General features: G+C 60.3%; 25 protein-coding genes. 22 read left to right on the forward strand and 3 right to left on the reverse strand.

The genetic code is table 11. From position 1 onward, the window contains the following. The first annotated feature begins 18 nt into the window (after positions 1 to 18). The 5 genes from aaeX to GKN89_RS14965 all read left to right on the forward strand — a co-directional run bounded on the left by aaeX (position 19) and on the right by GKN89_RS14965 (position 4,191). Positions 19 to 222, forward strand: a complete 204-nt coding sequence (gene aaeX / locus GKN89_RS14945; protein ID WP_004936952.1) for a p-hydroxybenzoic acid efflux pump operon protein AaeX — start codon at positions 19 to 21, stop codon at positions 220 to 222. 7 nt (positions 223 to 229) lie between these two features. Next, positions 230 to 1,165: a p-hydroxybenzoic acid efflux pump subunit AaeA gene (gene aaeA, locus GKN89_RS14950; RefSeq protein ID WP_025160123.1), complete on the forward strand. Its 936-nt coding sequence runs from the start codon at positions 230 to 232 to the stop codon at positions 1,163 to 1,165. Continuing rightward, positions 1,165 to 3,132, forward strand: coding sequence for a p-hydroxybenzoic acid efflux pump subunit AaeB (gene aaeB / locus GKN89_RS14955; RefSeq protein WP_154747277.1), 1,968 nt, complete (start codon positions 1,165 to 1,167; stop codon positions 3,130 to 3,132). The genes aaeA and aaeB overlap by 1 nt, the downstream gene beginning before the upstream one ends. Before the next feature lie 280 nt (positions 3,133 to 3,412). Then, entirely contained in the window at positions 3,413 to 3,886 is a 474-nt protein-coding gene (locus GKN89_RS14960) for a ribonuclease (protein ID WP_019453158.1), read from the forward strand. Positions 3,887 to 3,891: 5 nt separating this feature from the next. Continuing rightward, a complete protein-coding gene (locus GKN89_RS14965) occupies positions 3,892 to 4,191 on the forward strand; it encodes a barstar family protein (RefSeq protein ID WP_019453157.1) in 300 nt (99 codons plus the stop codon). A gap of 30 nt (positions 4,192 to 4,221) precedes the next feature. Here GKN89_RS14965 and yjgA read toward each other — a convergent pair whose 3' ends face one another. Continuing rightward, complete coding sequence (gene yjgA, locus GKN89_RS14970; RefSeq protein WP_019453156.1) at positions 4,222 to 4,770, reverse strand: ribosome biogenesis factor YjgA; 549 nt, start codon at positions 4,768 to 4,770, stop codon at positions 4,222 to 4,224. Between the two features lie 190 nt (positions 4,771 to 4,960). Between yjgA and GKN89_RS14975 the strand changes: the two genes are divergently transcribed. The 4 genes from GKN89_RS14975 to cybC all read left to right on the forward strand — a co-directional run bounded on the left by GKN89_RS14975 (position 4,961) and on the right by cybC (position 7,686). Then, positions 4,961 to 5,323, forward strand: a complete 363-nt coding sequence (locus tag GKN89_RS14975; protein WP_154747278.1) for a type II toxin-antitoxin system RelE/ParE family toxin — start codon at positions 4,961 to 4,963, stop codon at positions 5,321 to 5,323. Continuing rightward, positions 5,307 to 5,645, forward strand: a complete 339-nt coding sequence (locus GKN89_RS14980) for a helix-turn-helix domain-containing protein (RefSeq protein ID WP_154747279.1) — start codon at positions 5,307 to 5,309, stop codon at positions 5,643 to 5,645. Before GKN89_RS14975 ends, GKN89_RS14980 begins: the two co-directional genes overlap by 17 nt. 175 nt (positions 5,646 to 5,820) lie before the next feature. Next, on the forward strand, positions 5,821 to 7,161 hold the full coding sequence (gene pmbA, locus GKN89_RS14985; RefSeq protein WP_154747280.1) for a metalloprotease PmbA: 1,341 nt from the start codon (positions 5,821 to 5,823) through the stop codon (positions 7,159 to 7,161). A gap of 138 nt (positions 7,162 to 7,299) precedes the next feature. Beyond that, positions 7,300 to 7,686 carry a cytochrome b562 gene (cybC, locus tag GKN89_RS14990; protein WP_019453154.1) on the forward strand — a complete coding sequence of 129 codons (387 nt, stop codon included), beginning with the start codon at positions 7,300 to 7,302 and terminating at the stop codon, positions 7,684 to 7,686. 4 nt (positions 7,687 to 7,690) lie between these two features. Here cybC and GKN89_RS14995 read toward each other — a convergent pair whose 3' ends face one another. Further along, a complete protein-coding gene (locus GKN89_RS14995; RefSeq protein ID WP_154747281.1) occupies positions 7,691 to 8,473 on the reverse strand; it encodes a helix-turn-helix domain-containing protein in 783 nt (260 codons plus the stop codon). Between the two features lie 283 nt (positions 8,474 to 8,756). Between GKN89_RS14995 and GKN89_RS15000 the strand changes: the two genes are divergently transcribed. Genes GKN89_RS15000 through GKN89_RS15010 form a run of 3 tightly spaced genes read left to right on the forward strand, consistent with a single transcriptional unit; the run spans position 8,757 to position 11,870 of the window. Continuing rightward, the gene (locus GKN89_RS15000; RefSeq protein WP_019453152.1) at positions 8,757 to 10,211 is read left to right on the forward strand and encodes an FAD/NAD(P)-binding protein; all 1,455 of its coding nucleotides are present in this window, start codon (positions 8,757 to 8,759) and stop codon (positions 10,209 to 10,211) included. After that, positions 10,208 to 11,089: a formyltransferase family protein gene (locus GKN89_RS15005; protein ID WP_019453151.1), complete on the forward strand. Its 882-nt coding sequence runs from the start codon at positions 10,208 to 10,210 to the stop codon at positions 11,087 to 11,089. The genes GKN89_RS15000 and GKN89_RS15005 overlap by 4 nt, the downstream gene beginning before the upstream one ends. Beyond that, complete coding sequence (locus GKN89_RS15010; protein ID WP_019453150.1) at positions 11,082 to 11,870, forward strand: sulfite exporter TauE/SafE family protein; 789 nt, start codon at positions 11,082 to 11,084, stop codon at positions 11,868 to 11,870. Before GKN89_RS15005 ends, GKN89_RS15010 begins: the two co-directional genes overlap by 8 nt. Positions 11,871 to 11,907: 37 nt before the next feature. Here the strand turns inward: GKN89_RS15010 and rnk are convergent, their stop codons facing one another. Then, positions 11,908 to 12,318, reverse strand: coding sequence for a nucleoside diphosphate kinase regulator (rnk, locus tag GKN89_RS15015; protein WP_004936993.1), 411 nt, complete (start codon positions 12,316 to 12,318; stop codon positions 11,908 to 11,910). 444 nt (positions 12,319 to 12,762) lie between these two features. On the opposite strand from rnk, the gene GKN89_RS15020 reads away from it, so the two are divergent. The 10 genes from GKN89_RS15020 to GKN89_RS15065 all read left to right on the forward strand — a co-directional run bounded on the left by GKN89_RS15020 (position 12,763) and on the right by GKN89_RS15065 (position 21,695). Then, positions 12,763 to 13,089 (forward strand): glycine dehydrogenase, encoded by a 327-nt coding sequence (locus GKN89_RS15020; protein ID WP_086012753.1) that lies wholly within the window; start codon positions 12,763 to 12,765, stop codon positions 13,087 to 13,089. A gap of 36 nt (positions 13,090 to 13,125) precedes the next feature. Next, positions 13,126 to 13,491, forward strand: coding sequence for a glycine-rich SFCGS family protein (locus GKN89_RS15025; RefSeq protein WP_019453148.1), 366 nt, complete (start codon positions 13,126 to 13,128; stop codon positions 13,489 to 13,491). Continuing rightward, a complete protein-coding gene (locus GKN89_RS15030; protein WP_019453147.1) occupies positions 13,491 to 13,787 on the forward strand; it encodes a DUF4312 family protein in 297 nt (98 codons plus the stop codon). The genes GKN89_RS15025 and GKN89_RS15030 overlap by 1 nt, the downstream gene beginning before the upstream one ends. A gap of 30 nt (positions 13,788 to 13,817) precedes the next feature. After that, entirely contained in the window at positions 13,818 to 14,594 is a 777-nt protein-coding gene (locus tag GKN89_RS15035; RefSeq protein ID WP_004937006.1) for a DUF4311 domain-containing protein, read from the forward strand. Positions 14,595 to 14,605: 11 nt separating this feature from the next. Continuing rightward, the gene (locus GKN89_RS15040) at positions 14,606 to 15,256 is read left to right on the forward strand and encodes a DUF4310 family protein (RefSeq protein WP_004937013.1); all 651 of its coding nucleotides are present in this window, start codon (positions 14,606 to 14,608) and stop codon (positions 15,254 to 15,256) included. Positions 15,257 to 15,319: 63 nt separating this feature from the next. Then, positions 15,320 to 16,459 carry an amidohydrolase/deacetylase family metallohydrolase gene (locus GKN89_RS15045; protein WP_074054998.1) on the forward strand — a complete coding sequence of 380 codons (1,140 nt, stop codon included), beginning with the start codon at positions 15,320 to 15,322 and terminating at the stop codon, positions 16,457 to 16,459. Further along, positions 16,443 to 17,561, forward strand: a complete 1,119-nt coding sequence (locus GKN89_RS15050; RefSeq protein WP_019453145.1) for a DgaE family pyridoxal phosphate-dependent ammonia lyase — start codon at positions 16,443 to 16,445, stop codon at positions 17,559 to 17,561. Before GKN89_RS15045 ends, GKN89_RS15050 begins: the two co-directional genes overlap by 17 nt. Next, positions 17,558 to 18,298: a KDGP aldolase family protein gene (locus GKN89_RS15055; protein ID WP_019453144.1), complete on the forward strand. Its 741-nt coding sequence runs from the start codon at positions 17,558 to 17,560 to the stop codon at positions 18,296 to 18,298. Before GKN89_RS15050 ends, GKN89_RS15055 begins: the two co-directional genes overlap by 4 nt. 214 nt (positions 18,299 to 18,512) lie before the next feature. Next, complete coding sequence (locus GKN89_RS15060; RefSeq protein ID WP_154747282.1) at positions 18,513 to 19,727, forward strand: lactonase family protein; 1,215 nt, start codon at positions 18,513 to 18,515, stop codon at positions 19,725 to 19,727. Positions 19,728 to 19,778: 51 nt separating this feature from the next. Then, a complete protein-coding gene (locus GKN89_RS15065) occupies positions 19,779 to 21,695 on the forward strand; it encodes a transcription antiterminator (RefSeq protein ID WP_019453142.1) in 1,917 nt (638 codons plus the stop codon). Positions 21,696 to 21,734: the final 39 nt, after the last annotated feature.

Genomic DNA, 21,734 nt, shown 5'->3' on the forward strand with positions numbered 1-21,734 from the left:
AACAATAAGGAAAAAGTGATGAGTTTGCTTCCGGTTATGGTCATCTTCGGACTGTCGTTTCCGCCGGTGTTTTTCGAGCTGTTGGTGTCGCTGGCGCTGTTTTTTCTCCTGCGCCGCCTGCTGCAGCCGACGGGGATTTACGATTTTGTCTGGCATCCGGCGCTGTTTAACACCGCGCTGTATTGCTGCCTGTTTTATTTGATTTCATGTCTTTTTGTTTGAGGTCGCTGTGAAAAATTTTTCGATAAAAATAACCCGGATCGCGATCACTTTGATTCTTGTGCTGCTGGGGATCGTGGCGGTGTTCAAGGCCTGGGTGTTTTACACCGAGTCGCCGTGGACGCGCGACGCCAAGTTCACCGCCGACGTGGTGGCGATCGCCCCGGACGTCAGTGGCCTGCTGACCGACGTGCCGGTGGTGGACAACCAGCTGGTGAAAAAAGGGCAGGTGCTGTTCGTGGTCGATCGGCCGCGCTATGAGCAGGCCCTGGCGGAAGCCGGCGCCGACGTCGCCTACTACCAGACGCTGGCGGCGGAAAAACGGCGTGAGGCCGGCCGCCGCGTGAAGCTGGGCGTGCAGGCGATGTCGCAGGAAGAGATCGACCAGTCGAACAACTCGCTGCAGACCGTGCAGCACCAGCTGGCGAAGGCCGTAGCGGCGCGCGAGCTGGCGCAGCTGGATCTGGAACGCACCACGGTGCGCGCCCCGGCCGATGGCTGGATCACCAACCTCAACGTACACGCCGGCGAATACATCACTCGCGGCTCGGTGGCGGTGGCGTTAGTGAAGAAAGACTCCTTCTACATCCTGGCTTACCTGGAGGAAACCAAGCTGAGCGGCCTGAATAAGGGCGACCGCGCGGAGATCACCCCGCTGGGCAGCAACCGCATCATGCATGGCACCGTCGACAGCGTGGCGGCGGCGGTGAACAACAGCAGCAGCACGGTCAACAGCAAAGGGTTGGCGTCGATCGACAGCAACCTGGAGTGGGTGCGCCTGGCGCAGCGCGTGCCGGTGAAGATCCTGCTGGACGCCAAGGATCAGCAACATCCGTACCCGGCCGGCACTACCGCGACCGTGGTGATCGTCGGCAAGAACGACCGCAATGCCGACAGCGGCTCGCCTTTTGTGCGCCTGATGCACCGGCTGCGTGAGTTCGGCTGATGAACAGCCCAACCTTCATCCGGCTGAGATTTGCCTTCAAACTCAGCTTCGCGATTGTGTTTGCGCTGTTCGTCGGCTTCCACCTCAATCTGGAAACCCCGCGGTGGTCGGCGATGACCGCCGCCATCGTCGCCGCCGGCCCGGCCTTTGCCGCCGGCGGTGAACCCTTCTCCGGCGCCATCCGTCATCGCGGTTGGCTGCGCATCATCGGCACCTTTATCGGCTGCTTCGTCGGCCTGATCATTATCATCACCACCGCCCGCGCGCCGGTGGTAATGCTGCTGCTGTGCTGCATCTGGGCCGGGTTCTGCACCTGGATTTCTTCGCTGATCAAGGTGGAAAACTCTTACGCCTGGGGGTTGGCCGGTTATACCGCGCTGATCATCATCGTCACCGTCGCCACCAGCGAAGCCCATCTGTTGGAAGCGCCGCAGTTCGCTATTGAGCGTTGCAGCGAGATCGTGCTGGGGATCGTCAGCGCCGTGCTGGCGGATCTGCTGTTTTCGCCGCGCTCGATCAAGCAGGACATCGATCGGGCGGTCGATCAACTGCTGGTGGATCAATACCGCCTGCTGCAGATGTGCATCAGCAACGCCGATAAAGAGGACATCGACCGCGCCTGGAGCAACCTGGTGAAGAGCACCACGGCGCTGGACGGCATGCGCAACAACCTGATGATGGAGTCCTCGCGCTGGCAGAAGGTCAATCGCCGGGTAAAAGCGTTGCATACCCTGTCGCTGACGCTGATCACTCAGGCCTGCGAAACCTATCTGATCCTGCTGAATCACCCGGACTCGTTGCAAGCGAGCCTGCGGGAGCAGCTGATGGTGCCGGCGGAAAACCCGCCGGAGATCCACAAACGCATGAAGCTGCTACGCCAGGTGCTGACCACCCATCGCTCCGATGAAACGCTGCCGACCATCACCGGCTGGGTCGGCGCGGCGACGCGCTACCTGCTGCTGTCGAAGGGCGTGCATACCAACGGCAGCATCAGCGCGGTGGAAGAGGACGTGTTGAGCAAAGAAACCGTGGTCAAACCGACCTCGGCGGAAGGGCACCACGCGATGATCAACGGCCTGCGCACCTTCGTGGCGACGGCCTTCGGCAGCCTGCTGTGGCTGTGGACCGGTTGGACATCCGGCAGCGGTTTTATGGTGATCATCGCGGTGATCACTTCGCTGGCGATGCGTACCCCGGCGCCACGCATGGTGGCGATGGATTTCGTGCTGGGGATGCTGGCGGCGATCCCGGTCGGTTCCCTGTTCTTCATGGTGATCCTGCCGGCGACGCAGCAGAGCATTCTGCTGTTGTGTCTCAGCCTCGGTCTGCTGGCGTTTTTCATCGGTATCGAGGTGCAAAAGCGGCGGCTCGGTTCGCTGGGGCTGTTAGCGGGGACCATCAACATTCTGGTGCTGAGCAACCCGATGGAGTTTAACGTGACCCAGTTTCTCGACGGGGCGCTAGGCCAGTTCCTCGGCAGCTGCGTCGGGCTGATGGTGCTGCTGCTGATCCGCGACAATTCGCGCGAACGCACCGGCCGCACGTTGCTCAACCAATTCGTCAGCAGCGCGGTGTCGGCGCTGACCACCAAGGCGGCGCGCCGCCGGCAGAACCACCTGCCGGCGCTGTATCAGCAGCTTAACCAGCTGCTGATGATGTTCCCGAACGATATCGCCAAGTATCGTCTGGCGCTGAACCTGATCATCGCCCATCAGCGCATGCAGCGGGCGGAAATCCCGATCAGCGAAGAGCTGTCGGCCTTCCACCGCCAGATCCGCAGCACCGCCGATCGGGTGGTCTCCGCCAAGAACGACGTCAAGCGCGCTTATTACTACGATCGCTTGCTGGGTGAAATGAACGAGTACCAGCAAAAGCTGGTAGACAATCAGGCACCGCTCAGCGTCACCGGGCCGGTGAAACGCCTGGCCGACATGCTGCATCGCTATCGTCACGCATTGATCGATTGATGCGTTCCCACCTGTTGCGCCGCGCGATGCGGCGCCTTCCCTGACTATACTGAAAGCAATGCCTGGCACGGCGGGTCGTCTCATGTGAGACGGCCCGTTTTCAGAGAGACTCCGAGTGCCAGAACGGCTGGAAAGTGGCATCATTGCCATGAATGGATGAAACCTTCGCCGCCGCGAAAACGTTACGCGGCGGTCATCTTAGTTTCATCCAGAACGGCTATATACCTAACTAGCCTGGGGGAGCTGCGGCGCCTCCCGCGGCATAATTTCAGGGAATGTCATGAACAAGCGGATTCTGTTGGCGATCGTCATCGCCGTCGTTATCGCCGTTTTCAGCGCCTTGCGCGGCAACGAGCACCGAGCGATCGGCGGCAACCCGGCGGTAACGCAGGCACCGGCATCGGCGGGGCAGCCGCAGAGCATCGATCGACTCACGCAGCAGCAAACGGTGGTGAGTTACCTGCAGCAGCATCAGCGCCTGCCGGACTATTACGTCACCAAGAAGCAGGCGCGCGAGCAGGGTTGGGATCCGCGTTCAGGCAACCTCTGTTCGGTATTGCCGGGCAAGGCGATTGGCGGCGATCGATTCTCTAACCGTGAGGGGCAGTTGCCGACCGCCGGCGGCCGGGTTTGGCGCGAAGCGGACATCAATTACCAGTGTGGCCGGCGCGGCGCCGATCGCCTGCTGTATTCGAGCGACGGTCTGATCTTCGTCACGCGCGACCATTACAAAAACTTCATTCGTGTGGAGTGAGTTTGATGGCAAAAGTAGAGTTTGATTTTGAGCAGATCCAGGATGTGCCGGCCTTCTACCGCGATTTCGCGCACAAGTTTGCGCTGAACGAGGAGTTTGGCGCCAACCTCGACGCGCTGTGGGACGTGGTGACCGGCGATATCGGTTTGCCGGTGGAAATCGAGTTCACCCACCTGAATGCCCGCAGCAAGCGTCGTTTCGGCGCGATCATTCTGCTGTTTGAAGAGGCGGAAGAAGAGCTGGAAGGCAGCCTGCGTTTCAATATCCGCGAAAGCAGCGGCGAACCGGCGCATCACCGGGGATGAAACGGGTTCATCCCGGGATGGCGGCGGCGCTTAGTCGGCCGCTTCGGCCAGTTCGCGCAGGTATTGGAAGATCTGGCGGTAAGCCTTAGGCGGCTTGTTGGCGGCCTTCTCTTTCTGCGCGTTGCGCACCAGTGAACGCAGCTGTTGGCGATCGGCGGCCGGGTACAGATCCAGGATCGACGGGATAGCGTCATCGCCTTCTTCCACCAGGCGGTCGCGCAGCGCTTCCAGCTTATGGAACAGCGAAACCTGCTGGTTGTGGCGGTTTTTCAGCTTGTCGAGAGCGGTCTGGATCGGCTCGATATCGCGGGCGCGCAGCATCTTGCCGATCAGCTGCAGCTGACGGCGACGGCCTTCTTTCTTGATCTTTTGCGCCAGCTCGATGGCGGCACGCAAATCTTCGTCCAACGGAATGCGGTCCAGCGCGTTTTTGCCCAGATCGACCATTTCGGCCCCTAGGTCTTTCAGCGCTTCGGCATCACGTTTAATTTCACTTTTACTGACCCAGATAATCTCGTCATCGTCCTCGTTTTCATTCTCCGGGACATCGTCGAGCCAGTCTTCAGGCTGTTTGTTCATGGTAGGCTCCGTTAAAAAGAGGCTAATCCTAACAGGTTGTCCGGCAACCCGCCAATTGCGTGCCCTGAGCAAACTGAGTATAGCTGCCACACTGGGGCATTATCATGCCTGGCCGCCTGTCCTCTGAATTCATGCTGTTGTTTTTATCATCATGCTTGTATAAAATTTTATACAAAAGGAGGAGGTATTCATGGATGACGGCATCGAGAAAGCCATTGATTGGCGCGGTTCATCGTTAGAGGATTTGTTGGCCTTCCCAATCGATGCGCGAAAAGCCGCAGGATTTGAACTGAGTAAAGTGCAAAGAGGTCTGGAGCCCGGTAATTGGAAACCGATGGCCAGTTGCGGAAGTGGCGTTATCGAAATCCGTTTATATGCCATCGGCGGTGCGTTCAGGGTGGTCTATATGGCAAAGTTCAGCGAAGCGATCTACGTTCTGCACAGCTTTCAAAAGAAGGCGGAGAAAACCAGCCGCCACGATATTCAGATAATCAAAGCGCGTTATGACGCGGTCATTAATGAGCGGAGTAAAGGTCATGACCAAGCCGATTGATACCGGTTCGCGCCACGTTACGCCAACAGGCGGCAATGTGTTTGCGGACTTGGGGTTTTCCGCCGACGAGGCTCGGCAATTACAAGCGCAGTCCAATGCGGAAATTGCGCAGCTTATCGCACTGAAAAAGCAGCTGATGGGAGAGATCAGCGCGTGGATTGAGGAAGAAGGTTATCGTCAGGAGGAGGCGGCACGTTATCTGCACACTTCCCGGCCGCGTGTGTCCGACGTAGTGAATCAGAAAACCGAGAAGTTCACGCTGGATGCGTTGGTCAACATGATGGCGAATATCGGCAAGTCGGTAAAACTGATCGTCGAGTGACGGGGGAGTTTTGCATGTTATCCCGGTTTTGCCTTTCGGCTTTATGCGAAATTCAACGCGGTTCCTGTTAGACTCAACGGCAGAGATCTCAGGATTTTTGCGCGCCGCCTCGCGTGCACAACTACGCCGCTCCGGCACTTTTCTCAACGATTTTCTGATTAATTATGGCAGATTGATGAAAGTAGTCACTCAAGTTGCAGAACAGCGCAAGGCGCTGGAACAGGCCGTTTCTCAGGCGCTGGAGCTGGCCCGCGCCGGTTCCGACGCGGCGGAAGTCGCGGTCACCAAATCGACCGGCATCAGCGTCAGCACTCGCTTCGGCGAAGTGGAAAACGTCGAGTTCAACAGCGATGGCGCGCTGGGCATTACCGTGTATCACCGCCAACGCAAAGGCAGCGCCTCATCCACCGATCTCAGCCCGGACGCCATCGCCCGCACCGTGCAGGCGGCGTTGGACATCGCGCGCTACACCTCGGAAGATCCTTGCGCCGGCCCGGCGGAGAAAGAGTTGCTGGCGTTTGAGGCGCCGGATCTCGATCTGTTCCACCCTATCGAGCTGGACGCCGAACGCGGCATCGAGCTGGCGGCGCGCGCCGAGCAGGCTTCGCTGGCGGCGGACAAACGCATCACCAACACCGAAGGCGGCAGCTTCAATAGCCACTACGGCATCAAGGTGTTCGGCAACAGCCACGGCATGCTGCAAAGCTACTGTTCCAGCCGCCACTCGCTGTCCAGCTGCGTCATCGCGGAGCAGGACGGCGACATGGAGCGGGATTACGCTTACACCATCGGCCGGGCGATGGGCGATCTGCAAAGCCCTGAGTGGGTGGGGCAGGAGTGCGCCCGCCGCACGCTGGCGCGTCTCGCGCCGCGCAAACTGTCGACCATGAAGGCGCCGGTGCTGTTCGCTTCCGAGGTAGCCACCGGGCTGTTCGGCCATCTGGTGGGCGCCATCAGCGGCAGCAGCGTTTATCGCAAATCCACCTTCCTGCTGGACTCGCTGGGCAAGCAGATCCTGCCGGCGTGGCTGACCGTCGAGGAGCATCCGCATCTGTTGAAAGGGCTGGCGTCGACGCCGTTCGACAGCGAAGGCGTGCGCACCCAACGGCGTGATATCGTCAAGGACGGCGTGCTGCAGACCTGGCTGATGACCAGCTATTCGGCGCGCAAGCTGGGCCTGCACAGTACCGGCCATGCCGGCGGCATCCATAACTGGCGCATTGCCGGGCAGGGCGCCGACTTTGCCGGCATGCTGAAACAGCTTGGCACCGGCCTGGTGGTCACCGAGTTGATGGGGCAGGGCGTCAGCGGCGTCACCGGCGATTACTCGCGCGGCGCCGCCGGTTTCTGGGTGGAAAACGGCGAGATCCAATATCCGGTCAGCGAGATCACCATCGCCGGCAACCTGAAAGACATGCTGCGCAACATCGTCAGCGTCGGCAGCGATATCGAAACCCGCAGCAATATCCAGTGCGGTTCGGTGCTGTTGCCGGAAATGAAGATCGCCGGCCAGTGATCCCCAGCGCAGCCGGTGCCTGCCGGCTGCGCATTATCCTGTCTCAACCTTGCTTACAAATCTCCGGTTTCGATTTCGCCCGGCCTTGCCTATGGTAACGGTGGGTTAATTAAAACAATAACTGGAAGGTGAGCAAACATGCAGAATACCCTGAAAGCGCTGGCGGCGTTGGCGCTGCTAGCGGCCAGTTCGCTGGCGGTCGCCGCCGATCTCGGCGACGATATGGACACCCTGGCGGAAAACTACAAAACGGTGCTGAATACCGACTCCGCCGCCACCCTCAAGCAAAGCCTGCAGAACATGCGCGCGGCGGCGCAGGACGCCAAACTAGGCACCCCGCCGAAGCTGGAGGACAAAGCCGCCGACAGCCCGGAAATGCAAGATTTTCATCGCGGATTGGATACCTTGATCGGCCAGATCGATCAGGCATTGGCGCTGGCCAATCAAGGCAAAGTCGCCGAAGCGAAGCAAGTGGCGCAGGGCTTCAAGCAGACCCGCGACGCCAACCACAAGAAATTCCGCTAATCCGTCAACCCTCGCGCCCGTCCTCCGTCAGATAGGCAGAGGGCGCCTGCCCCAGCACGCGGCGAAACATGGTTGAAAACGCCGCGCTGCTGTCATACCCCATCTCCATCGCCACCTGCGTCACGCTGCACCCTTCCGCCAGCAGCGCCAGCGCCAGCACCACGCAGGCGCGCTGGCGCCATTGCGAAAACGGCATACCGGTCTGCGCGCGAAAGAAGCGGCTGAAGGTGCGAATGCTCATGTACAGACGCGGGGCCCACTGCTGCGCGGAGTCGTGGGCGTCGGGATGCTGCAAAAAGGCGTGGCACAGCTCGCCGAGCCGCGGATCGGCGGGCAGCGGGATATGCAGCGGCAAGGGCTGCAGCCGGGCCAGCTCGTGCAGCAGCAGGGTCGCCAATGCCCCGTCGCGTCCCGCTTGCTCATACTCCAGCGGCATATCCACCGCCGCCATCAACAGCTGGCGCATCAGCGGGGTGACGCTGACCACCTGGCATACCTGAGGCTGTGCGGCGGACAAGGCGCCGGGTTCGAGGTACAGGCTGCGAGTGGTGACGCCGACCATCCTCGCCGCGTGCGGCATCTGCGGCGGCAGCCACACCGCGTGCTGTGGCGGGACCACCCAATTGCCTTGCTGCGTGAAAACGTGCATCACGCCGGTGGCGCCGTACAGCAACTGCGCGCGCCGGTGGCTGTGCATCGGCAACAGGTGCCCCGGCGGATAGTCGGTCCCGATGGCGATCACCGCGCGCGCTACATGGTCGAAGTCATCAATGCGAACATTGCGCATGTATCCCCTTTGGCGAGCAGATTGGCCGAAACGCAATGATAGTTGGCCCTTCATATAAAGCAAGCCAGCTCCCCGGGTTCTACTATCGGGGCAGAAAAATAATGCTTGTCCGGGGCGCCGTTATTTTATCGGCCAGGAAGCCCGTGCAAGTTTTCACACCGGGGTGGGACGAGCGTTCTCGTTCTCGCAATACAAGAAGTTAATAAGGAATAAGGCGTCTTTTTATTCCAACACCTGAAGCAATAGTTCTTAGCGCAGTTCAATGACTATAAGGTGATATTTCATGTATAAGTTCGGTGTGATTGGCGGCGGAGCCGCCGGGATCTCTTTTGCCTATAACTTTATAAAAAATAAGTCGGTTAATCATTGCAAAAGACCGCTTTCCCTGACGGTTTTCGACAAGCAGGGCTTCAAGGGCGGGATGGCATACAGCAGCGATTTTGACAGCCATATATTAAATATGACGCCGGAAAATATGTCGGCGGATATTTTCGACGAAGCGCATTTCGTCGATTGGATCGCCATGCATTTTCCGCAATTTTGTCAGGATCGTTATCCGCCGCGCTGGCTATATCGGGAATATCTCGATTTTATTCGCGACATGACAATGTATATGGCGGCGGACAGTAACGTGACATTGAATTTCGTGACCGCCGAAGTGAACGCCATCGCGCCGCACGAGGCGGGCTATCGGCTGACCACCGCCTGCGGCGCCGTCGAACAGATGAACGCGCTGGTGCTGTGTTCGGGGCACAACCCGCCGGAATGTCTCTATCCGGTGGACGGGGTGATCGCTTATCAGGCGCATCAGGAGCTGCCGCCGATCAACCCTTACTCGGCCATCGGTGTCATCGGCTGCAGCCTGACGGCGATCGACGCCATCGTTGAACTTATGGAGCGTTTGGGGGCGACCGATATCTGTGCCCTGTCGCGTTCCGGTCTGTTCCCCAGTGTGCAGCCGGCGCTGATGCGTCCGCCGCCGGAAGCGTTTGTGACGGAGCTGCGGCGCTTTGTCGCCGGCAATGATTTTATTGATGCGCATCAGCTGGTGCATGCGATCAACGCCGCGCTGGCGCGTCACTATCCGGGGCCGGAGCGGTTGGTGGTGCTTTCGGCGCTGGGGGAAAGGCGCGACTGTTATCGCGATCTGGCGGACAGCCTCGATCGGGCGCGCTTTGCCCGGGAACATATCTGCAGCTATCTGGCGGCGATCCATCCGACAGTCTGCGCTGCCTGGGTCAAGATGGATGCTCATAACCGGCAGGTCTTCATGCGTTTTTACAACTCCTCCTGGATGCGCAATCGGCACGCCATGCCGATCAAAAACGCCAACAAGATCGCGGCGGCCCTGGAGAGCCAGCGTCTGCGCGTCTGTGGCGGCCTGGCGGATATCAGCAAGGGAGCGGACGGGTTTATCCTGCGTTGCCATGATGCTCGGGTGCATACGCAATACCTGTTCAACTGCACCACACCCTCTTATCAACTGCCGCCCAATCGCCTGAGCCATCAGCTGCTGGAGGATGGGCTGGTGCAGGAGAACCTGTTCGGCGGCGTGAAGTGCGACCCGCATACGCTGAAAATCGCGGACCGCCGCGGTCGCGAGCAGCATCTTTACTCGCTCGGCGCGCCCGCCAAGGGCGACCTTTTCTACACCTCGGCGATGGAATCCATCACGCGGGATATCAGCAAGATCGTGTTCAATAACCCTATTTTCAATGCAAAGAAGGCTGAAGTATGAAAAACGTAGCGCTCTTTGTCGGCAACGACATTTTCTCCTGGCTGGTGTGCCAGGATCTGATCGCCGCCCTGAAGGACGACTGTGCTTTTACGGTGTATTTCCCCCTGGCGAAAAGCGCCGGACGCACACAGGAGCCGGCGGTTCGCCGACTGGGGTTGTATGAGCGCGAAGTGCTGAATGATTTCGTGTTTCCGTTCGTTGGCCGCAACGCCGGCGCCTGCGAGGGCGCCTATCAGCCGCCGGCCCTGTTCCTGGCCGCCGCCGGGGTAAAAGCGCATCGCGTTCTCGACATCAACGACGCCACGTTTATCAGCAGCCTCGGGCATATGGACGGGGTGATCTCCCTGCGTTGTTATCAGAAATTTTCCGCTGACTATGTGCGAGCCTTCAGCCGACGCGGCAAGCTGCTGTGGAACCTGCATCCGGGGGATTTGCCGCGCTATCGCGGGGTGATGACGCTGTTCCGGGCGATGATGAACGGTGACAAGGATTGTGCGGTGACGCTGCATGAAATGGATGAGCACTGGGACGCGGGGCCGGTGCTCGCCCGCTTGCCTGCCGAGCTGCGTCACGACCTGTCGTTCCTGGAAAATATGATGCTGCTGGGCGTGCAGAGCGGCGGCTTCCTGGCGCGCCAGCTGATGCGGGCGGAGCACAGCGAAGCGATAGCGGCGGAGAAGCAGGGCGATTCGCGCTATTGGGGCTTCCCGGACGCGCAGACGCTGGCGCTGGCGGAACAGGCGGGCATTGAGCTGGTGGACCATGACGCCGTGCGCGAGCAGTATCTGGGGCTGTTCGTCGGCGATCGTTTCCACCCGCTGGCGGGGCAGTTCTGCGCCGGGTTCGACGACTTCGTTCGGGCGCACGGCCATGATTGAAACGCTCATCGTGCTGGGTGCCGGTTTTCTGACCGGCATCACCACTATTCTGTTCGGCTTCGGCGGCGGTTTTGTGGTGGTGCCCTTTGTCTATCATTTGATCTCCGCGTCGGGCGAGCAGCCCGGTCAGGCGATGCATATTGCGGTGGCGACCTCGACGGCGGTGATGATCCTCAACGCCAGTTACGCCACCCTGACCAACTGGCGCAGCGGCAACCTGCTGCGCGAAACCATCGTGCCGCTGATCTTTTTCATCGGCATCGGGGCGGCGCTGGGCGCGTTCGCCTCCTCGCTGTTGGCGGACGGCGTGATACGCGGGCTGTTCGTGGTCTATATGGCGGTGACCATCGCTGACTGTCTGTTCCGCCGGGGCTTCCTGATCAAACCGGCGCGCGCCGAACTGTCCACCGCCACGCTGTGGGGCGGCGGGCCGCTGATCGGTGGCATCGCCACTCTGCTGGGGGTGGGCGGCAGCGTGATGACCGTGCCGCTGCTGCGCCGCCATGGTTATGACATGAAGTATTGCGTCAGCGCCGCCAACCCGTTGTCGATCCCGGTGGCGGTGATCGGCGCGCTGATGTATGTCGTGTTGGGGTGGCGCGAGATGAGCGGGCCGCAGTATCTGGGCTACGTCAATCTGAACATTCTGGGGCTGCTGGTGGCGGCGGGGATTGCGGGGATCGTGTTTGCCAGGCGCTGTTTGCCGAAGGTGAGCGATGCGCTACATGCCAAAATCTACGTACTGCTGCTGATCGCCGTGCTGATCGCCATCTGCCTCTGAGACAGAAAGGGCGGCCAGATGCCGCCCTGATAACCGCTTAACGGTGGTATTCGCCCGCCGCTTCCGGCTGGTACAGCAATTCCAGCACTTCAATCCGCGCTTCTTCACCGTTCGGCAATTGCCAGGAGATCTGCTTGCCGACGTGCATGCCGAGCAGCGCTGCGCCCAGTGGCGCCATCACCGACAGCTGATCGTGGCTGTCTTTCAGCGATGCCGGATAGACCAGCGTGCGCACGTGCTCTTCATCGGTGTGCAGATCGCGAAAACGCACGCGGCTGTTCATGGTCACCACGTTGGCCGGCATCTTCTCAGGCGGCAGGATCTCCGCGCGATCCAATTCGTCGTTCAGCGCGGCGGCGACGTCGGTGTTGGCAAAGGCCGGTTGTTCCAATAGCGCATCCAGGCGTTCCGCATCCAGCTCATTAATAGTAATGATGGGTTTGGTCATTCCACTCTCCAGTCAAATCAAAGGGTGCCAGTCTGTGCACCCATAAATTCGGAAAAACAACACAAAGCAACACCCCCGCGCCAGAGGAGCGGGGGTGTGGGTAATGTCGGTTTGTCCTATTGATAGTAGGCGGTTGAGGCGAGAAAAGAAAGAGATCCCGATCACGAAGGCTTTTATCGTCAATCGTGGCAAAAGAAACGGTTAGCCGGGTTATGTATTTGTTATCTCATTTACTTTTTCGCCGCCGCGCCGTTTTGCGAAATGGATCTCCGCGCGTCATTCGATTTCCACTTCGAACTGGAAAAAACCGGTCTACACAGAAAATCCTGGCGGGGGTAGGGTAAAGACATCACAGAAAGCGGGTTATTCAGGTGATGCGCTTTACGGCTTACTGATTAATGTGGGATCTAGGGGTACTGAAAAGTGAATGATGGATCTGCTTCGATAAAAGAAATTGAACAATCCGATGTCAGCGAAGCCGGGGCGATCACCGCTCGGGTATTGGCGGATATTACCGCGATGCTGAATGCTGACAATATTTATACCAATGCGGTGCAGCAACAGATGCTGGAGTCGCATATTCGCGCCATGGTGCTGCGTTCAATAACAGGTGAGCCATTGCCGGAGGTGGATAAATCGTTATTCGACGAAATTTCTGCCGAATCCATGCAAATGGCGGAGCGCGTGGTGAATCAGTTTGGCACATTGCCTATCGAAGAAGCCTATTTGCTGTCCGTGCACTTCGAAGTGGCGAAAGATAATAACGCATAGCGGTTAACGCATCGATTTCAATCAGGAGAATATACCATGGGTCAAATTACCGTAGTGATCGGCGATCGTTTGGGTAAAGGGCAAAAAGTCGGACAAGGCGTTGAAAGCGCAGGCGGAAAAGCGGTAGTCATCCCCGGCGTGGCGGCGGATATGAAGCTGGGCGACGTGATGAAAGCGGAAAACGCGCAGCTGGGCATCTCTTTTTGCGGCAGCGGCGGCGCCGGCGCGATTACCGCGCAAACCAAACACGGCTACAAGGCAAAATACGGCATGCGCTCGGTGGAAGAGGGCGTGACGGCAATTAACGAAGGCTACAACGTGCTGGGCTTCGGCTTTATGGATAAAGAAGAGCTGGGCCAGAAACTGGTGGAAGCCTACGTCAAAAAACATGGCAATCCATAATGAAAGAGCAATATACCACATCGGTAAAGGTGGAGGGTAAAGGCGACAGCAAGGCGAAAGCTTTTGCTTCCGCCTTGGCTAATGTGCAGGGCGCGGTATTAAAGTCCACCAATAATATTCTGCTGCGCATCGAGCCGCAGGACGTCAGCGTCTTGAAAGCGGAAGAGAAAATAACTAAAGAGAAATTTCTTTTCTTCTTTTTGCCGCGCGAAAGAAAAAGCTATGCCGTTTCTCTGGAAATAACCGTGAACGTAACCATTATCAACACCGAGAAGGTTGTCTTCGTCACGAAATAAAAACGTTAGCATAAATGAAAGGGTATACTGATGTTTTTAATCATCTTATTTAAATCGATTATTATCGGTGGACTGGTGGGGGTCGGCGTAGGGGCCGGCGCCGCGCGCATGTTCCACGCACCGACCACACAGGGCATGGGGGCGTTTCGCACCCTGGGCGAGCTGAACTCCTGCGAGGGCGATCCGGCTTCCCATTTCTCATTCGGTCTGGGCTTCTTCTTCAACGCCTGGGCGTCTTCCGTGGCGGCGGGTTCCTTCACGCAGGACGTCGACCACCGCATCATTCCGCACTGGGGCGCGGCGGCCTTGATGGTCAAGAACCGCAACCTGGCGCAAACGCTGCACGATCCGAAAAAAATGGCTATCGCCTGCGGCATCATCGGCATGCTGGTGGTGGCCTTCCTCAACACCACCGCTTCCGCCGTGCCCGCCGCGCTGCAGGTCACCGCGATCAAGGTGCTGGTGCCGGCGGCCAACCTGCTGGTGAATACCGTGATGCCGGTGATCTTCTGGCTGGCGGCGATCGACGCCGGGCGCCGTTCCGGCTTCTGGGGCACCATCTTCGGCGGCCTGGCGCAGCTGATCATGGGCAACGCCGTACCGGGCCTGGTGCTGGGCATTCTGATCGGCAAAGGCGTGGAAGAGAGCGGCTGGAACAAGATCACCAAGATCATGATGGCGGTGATCGTGCTGCTGTTCGTGCTGAGCGGCTTCTTCCGCGGCTTCGACATGAAAGTTCTCGAGTCCTTCAGCCTCGGCGTGCCGGGCTGGCTGGACGCCATTCACAACACCCTGAGCGGTAAATAAGGAGCGGGATGATGGAAGAGCAAACCCAAAAAGGCTTCTGGTACGCCGACTGGTCATTCCCGATTTTTGTTGGCCTGCTGTCCTCCGGCGTGTTCGCCGGGACGCACATGTACTACCTGTACGGCATCGGTGCCTTTAACGAAGTGGCGTTCGTCTCCATGCTGCGGGCAGGGATGGATACCGGCGTGTACGGCGCGGTGGCGGCGTTCGGCGCCAGCTTCCTGTTCGCGCGCATCATCGAAGGCTCGCTGGTGGGCATCCTGGACATCGGCGGCGCGATCCAGACCGGCGTCGGGCTGGGCGTACCGGCGCTGCTGCTGGGGGCCGGCATCGTGTTCCCGGTCGCCAACTTCGCCGCGTCGCTGGCCACCGGTCTGATCATCGGCCTGGCGATCGGTTACGTGATCATCCTGGCGCGCAAATTCACCATCAATCAGAGCAACTCCACCTACGGCGCGGACGTGATGATGGGCGCGGGCAACTCGTCGGGCCGTTTCCTCGGGCCGTTGATCATCCTGTCGGCGATGACCGCTTCGATCCCGATCGGCATCGGTTCGCTGCTCGGCGCGCTGCTGTTCTATATCTGGGGCAAACCGATCACCGGCGGAGCGATCCTCGGCGCGATGATCCTGGGAGCGATCTTCCCGGTAGCCATTTCTTAAGAGGCCTGCGCCAGGCGCCGCCCGATGCTGCGGCGGCGCCCGGGCTAACAGGAGCAATGCGGTATGTATGACTTAGTAATTAGAGGCGCCAGACTGGCGGACGATACGCTGATCGATCTGGCGGTAAAGGACGGCAAAATAGCCTCGGTGGGGCGGCTGGCGGCGGACGTCAGCGCCGTTCGCCAACTGGATCTGGCGGGTAACTGCCGCCTGAGCGCCGGTTGGATCGATGCGCACGTGCACTGCTATCCCGAATCGCCGATTTACCATGACGAACCGGATCGGGTCGGCGTCGCCAGCGGCGTCACCAGCGTGGTCGACGCCGGCAGCACCGGTGCCGACGATATCGACGCTTTTTATCAGCTGACGCGCAGCGCCAAAACCAACGTTTTCGCCTTCCTCAACATCTCGCGCATCGGCCTGCTGCGGCAGAACGAGCTGGCGGATATGGCGGACATCGACAAGCGCGAGGCCGGCCAGGCCATCGCCAACCACCCCGGTTTCATCATCGGCATCAAGGCGCGCATGAGCAGCAGTGTGGTGGGGAAAAACGGCACCCGGCCGCTGGTGTTGGCCAAAGAGATCCAGCAGGAAAACCGCCAGCTGCCGCTGATGGTGCATATCGGCAACAACCCGCCGGATCTGGACGAGATCGCCGATCTGCTGACCCGCGGCGACATCATCACCCACTGCTACAACGGCAAACCAAACCGCATTCTGACGCCGGCGGGCACATTGCGCGAGTCTATCCAGCGCGCGCTGCGGCGCGGCGTGTTGCTCGACGTGGGGCACGGCACCGCCAGCTTCAGTTTCGAGGTGGCGCGCCAGGCGATCAAATTGGGGATTTTGCCGCACACCATCAGCTCCGATATTTACTGCCGCAACCGCATGAATGGGCCGGTGCATAGCCTGGCGACGGTGATGTCCAAATTCTTCAGCGTCGGCCTGACGCTGCCGCAGGTGATCGCCTGCGTCACGGAGAACGCCGCATCGGCGCTGCAGCTGAGCGGCAAGGGCCGGCTGGAGCCGGGCTATGACGCCGATTTCACGCTGTTTGAACTGCGCCGCGAACCGCAGGTCTTCGCCGACGCCGAAGGGCAAACCGCCGAAGGCGAACAGCTGCTGGTGCCACTGGCCGCGGTGGTGGCCGGGGAAATCCTATTAACCGAACAAGGGGAGGCAAGCCATGTCTTCGATTTATGAAAAATACGGTTTGAAGCAGGTGATCAACACCTCCGGCCGCATGACCATTCTCGGCGTTTCCACGCCGCGCCAGGACGTGATCGACGCCGTTGATTACGGCCTGAATCACTACTTCGAAATCAAGGATCTGGTCAACAAGACCGGCGCCTACATCGCTGACCTGCTCAACGTGGAGGACGCGGTGATCGTTTCCTGCGCCTCGGCGGGCATCGCCCAGTCGGTGGCGGCAGCGATCGTTAAAGATAACGCCAATCTGCTGGTGAACTTGCACTCGGCGCCGATCACCGTGCCGCGCGAGATCGTGTTGCCGCGCGGCCACAACGTCAACTTCGGCGCGCCGGTGGACACCATGGTGGCGCTGGGCGGCGGCAAGGTGGTGGAGGCGGGCTACGCCAACGAATGTTCGCCGGAGCAGATTGAAGCCTGCATCACGCCGCAGACGGCGGCGATCCTGTACGTCAAATCGCACCACTGCGTGCAGAAAAGCATTCTGTCCGTCGAACAGGCGGCGGTGGTGGCGCGCAAGCATAACCTGCCGCTGATTGTCGACGCCGCGGCGGAAGAAGATCTGATGTGTTACTACCAGATGGGGGCCGATCTGGTGATCTACAGCGGCGCCAAAGCCATCGAGGGGCCGACCAGCGGCCTGGTTATCGGCAAGAAACAGTACGTCGAGTGGGTGAAGCTGCAGTCCGGCGGCATCGGCCGGGCGATGAAGGTCGGCAAAGAGGGCATCCTCGGCCTGACGCAGGCAATTGAAAGCTATCTGACGCTTGAGAAAACCACCGGGCAACAGATGGTGGAGCGGATGACGCCGTTCCTCGATAGCCTCAACACCCTGACCGGCGTCAGCGCCAAAACCGTCTGGGACAGCGCCGGCCGCGATATCGCCCGCGCCGAGATCACTTTCGACGAAGCGGTGCTGGGGCGGTCGACCTATGACATCGTCCAGGCGCTGAAAACCGGCGATATTGCCATCTACTTCCGCGGCTACAAGGCCAACGAGGGCAAGATTGAGGTCGACGTGCGCAGCGTCGACGAGCAACAGCTGATGACCGTCTTTAGCTGTATCAAGAACCTGTTTACGGAGAAACAAGCATGAAGCTGCAGCCTAACTACTATCGCGACCGCGTCTGCCTGAACGTGCTGGCCGGTTCCAAAGCCAACGCGCAGGACATCTATGCCGCGGCGGAAGGCCATGTGCTGGTGGGCGTGCTCTCCAAGAACTACCCGGACGTCGACAGCGCGGTGACCGACATGCTGCGCTATGCGCGCCTGATTGAAAACGCGCTCTCGGTCGGCCTGGGCGCCGGCGATCCGAAGCAGTCGGCGATGGTCAGCCTGATCGCTCAGCAGGTGCAGCCGCAGCACGTTAACCAGGTGTTTACCGGCGTCGGCGCCAGCCGCGCGCTGCTGGGCCAGAACGACAGCGTGGTCAATGGCCTGGTATCGCCGACCGGCCGCGTCGGCTGGGTGAAGATCTCTACCGGCCCATTGAGCGCCGAGGCTCCGGACGGCATCGTGCCGGTGGAAACCGCCATCGCCTTGCTGAAGGACATGGGCGGCAGCTCCATCAAGTATTTCCCGATGGGCGGCCTGAAGTGCAAGGACGAATACCAGTACGTAGCCAAGGCCTGTGCCGAGCATGACTTTATGCTGGAGCCGACCGGCGGCATCGATCTGGAAAACTACGAGCCGATCGTCGAGATCGCGCTGGCGGCCGGTGTGAAACGCGTGATCCCGCATATCTACAGCTCGATCATCGACGCCGCCAGCGGCGACACGCGTCCGCAGGACGTGAAAACCCTGCTGGCGATGACCAAAAAGCTGGTGGGTTGAACGCGTAATGGGATGAGGTAAACGCTGGGAGGCGAAGGTTTTCCCGTGGCGCGGCATGCCGCGCCGCCGTTAGCTATAGCCTATAGCTTTCAAGTTGCAGCTAGGCGGCAAGCGCAGGAGCCCCAGGAGCTTACTTAAGTAAGTGACTGGGGTGAGTGCGGGCAGCCAACAACGCTGCGGCTTGAAAGATGACGGATATATACTGAGGATTACTATGCGAAACTGGCAGGCTCCAACCCGACGCACCGCGTTGTTCCTGGCGCTGCTGGCCGTGACCGGCCCGGCGCTGCATGCTGAGGATGCAATGAACTCCACGTCATCTCATTTCGCCTATATCGGCACCTACAATCCCAACGGCGAAGGCGTTTACCGGGTGCAGGTCGATCCGGCCAGCGGCGCGCTGAGCCACGCCACGCTGGTCAGCAAAGTGCCGAATCCGGCGCAGCTGACGCTGAGCGTTGACGGCAAGACGCTGTATGTCGCCAGTGAAGTGGCCGACTTCAACGGCGGCAAACACGGCGGTATCACCGCTTACCGGGTCAATCCGGCCGACGGCGGCCTGACCCAGCTCAACCAGGTGGATTCGCAGGGAGCGGGGCCGGTGTATCTCTCATCGACGCCAGACGGGCGCCATCTGCTGGTGGCCAACTACGTCAGCGGCAGCGTGGCGGCTTTCCCGATCGAAGCGGACGGCAGCCTGGGTGCCGCCAGCTCGGTGCAGCAACAGCAGGGCCCGGCGGGGGCGGACAAACCGGCGGCGGCAGTGAACGGCAGCTTCGCCATCAGCGATCACAACGGCCCGCATGCCCATATGATCGCCAGCGATCCGAGCGGCAAGTTCGTGTTCTCCACCGATCTGGGCTTGGATCGCATCTACCAATGGCGCTTTGACGCCGCGAGCGGCCGGCTGACGCCGAACGATCCGCCGTGGATCGCCGCCTCGTCCGCCGGTGCCGGTCCGCGCCACTTTGTGTTCCATCCGGACGGCGGCACCGTGCTGCTGGTGAACGAAGAGGCTTCGACATTGACCAGCTACCGTTTTGATCGCCAAAAAGGTACTCTGAAACAACTGCATGCGGTTTCCGCGCTGCCCGCCGACTATCAGGGTACCAGCTTCGCTTCGGGGTTGGCGCTCAGCAAGAATGGCGGCACGCTGTACGTCGCCAACCGGCTGCATAACAGCATTGCCCAGTTCAGCGTGGGCGCCGGCGGTGAGTTGAAACCGGTGGCGGAAACCTGGACCCGCGGTGATTACCCGCGTTCGCTGGCGCTGAGCCCGGATGGCCGCTATCTGTATGCGCTTAACCAGCGCAGCGATAACGTCACCCGCTTCAGCGTCAACCCGACGGACGGCAAACTCAGCTTTGCGGGCGGCTATCTGCCGATCGGCAGCCCTTCGCAAATGGCGTTCCTGCCGCCGCCGAAGTAACCCGTGGCCCGCCCGGTTCGCCGGGCGGGCCGCCTGATTGACGGACACAGAATGGTGCGATTTCCTTACCCGCGTTTGGCTTACTTGTTCGATGCTTTGCAAACCGAGACTTTGCCGCAGGATGAGCTGGCGAAGCGTTTCGCCGTGTCCACCCGCACGGTGCGGGCGGATATCACCGCGCTGAACGAGATCCTGGACAAATACGGCGCGCGCTTCGTGCATAATCGCGGGGCCGGCTATCGTCTGCAGGTCGATAACGCTGCGCTGTTCAGCGCCCTGCAGCAGCAGGAGCGCCGCAAGCAGGCTACCCCGCGCAGCGCGCAGGAGCGGGTGCATTATCTGCTGGTGCGTTTTTTGACCTCAGCCTTCTCTCTCAAACTGGAAGATCTGGCCGACGAGTGGTTCGTCAGCCGCGGCACGCTGCAAAACGACATGGCTGAGGTGAGAGAGCGTCTGGCGCATTATCAATTGACGATCGAAACCAAGCCGCGCTACGGCATGAAGCTGTTCGGCGCGGAAATGGCGATCCGCGCCTGCCTGACCGATCTGCTGTTCCAGCTGCAGCTGGCTGACGCCGAGAACCCGTTGCTCAACAACGAGATCCTGCTGCAGCCGCAGGTGGCGGCGTTCGCCGGGTTGTTGCACCCGCTGCTGTCGCAATACGCCATTCGCCTGACCGACGAGGGCGAGCAGTATCTGATCTTCTACTGCGCGGTGGCGCTGCGGCGCATCAGCGACGGCTATCCGCTGCCGGACTTCGAAGTGGAGGACGGCGACGAGGCGGTGCGCCAGGTGTCGACCCGCCTGGCGGCAGAGCTGCGTTCGGCCTCCGGCAAAGAGATCTCGATGGCCGAAGAGGCCTATTTGCGGGTCAACATCGCCGCGCGGCGCGTGCAGGACGTGCAGCCGACCGAGATCAACGCCGACGATGAAGAAGCGCTGGTGGACTACATCCTGTCCTACATCAACGCGCACTATAACTACAACCTGCAGGGCGACGAGCAGCTGCGGGCCGATCTGCTCACCCATATCAAAACCATGATTACGCGGGTGAAGTACCAGATCAATATCCCCAATCCGCTGCTGGCCAACATCAAGCAGCACTATCCGATGGCTTACGACGTGACGCTGGCGGCGGTCTCCAGCTGGGGCAAATACACCCCCTATACCCTGAGCGAGAACGAGATCGGCTATCTGGTGCTGCATATCGGCGTGGGGCTGGAGCGACATTACAACATCGGTTATGAACGCCACCCGCAGGTGATGCTGGTGTGCGATACCGGCAACTCGACGGTGCGCATGATCCAGGCGCAGATTGCGCGCAAGTATCCGCAGCTGGTGATGACGCGCATCGTTTCGCTGCGCGATTACGAGATGCTGGCGCATATCGACGACGACTTCGTGATTTCCAACGCCCGCATCGGCGAGAAGAACAAGCCGGTGGTGGTGATGTCGCCGTTCCCGACCGATTATCAGCTGGAGCAACTGGGCAAGCTGGTGCTGGTGGATCGCACCCGGCCGTACATGCTGGAGAAGTTCTTCGACGCCGAGCATTTCATGGTGCTCAACGAGCCGCTGACGCAGGCGGAACTGTTCAGCCGGGTGTGCGGCCAGTTGGAGCGAGAAGGGTACGTCGGCGCGGACTTTTATCCGTCGGTGGTCGAGCGCGAGGCGATCGTCTCCACGCTGCTGGGCGAGGGCATCGCGCTGCCGCATTCGCTGGGGCTGCTGGCGAAGAAGACCGTGGTGGTGACGCTGCTGGCGCCGCAGGGCGTCGCCTGGGGCGAAGGCGAGGTCGCGCACGTGATTTTCCTGCTGGCGATCAGCAAGAGCGACTACGAAGAGGCGATGGCGATCTACGAGCTGTTCGTCACCTTCGTGCGTGAGCGCTCAATGAGCCGCCTGCTGGGCAGCGACAGCTTCGACAGCTTCAAAGCGGTGGCGCTGGACTGCCTGAGCCGGAGCTGAGTGGGAGATAATATGGGGGGATTGGGCGCAAAGGTGCGC

It is taken from the genome of Serratia sp. YC16 (assembly GCF_009707615.1).
GTDB classification, from domain to species: Bacteria; Pseudomonadota; Gammaproteobacteria; order Enterobacterales; family Enterobacteriaceae; genus Serratia; species Serratia surfactantfaciens.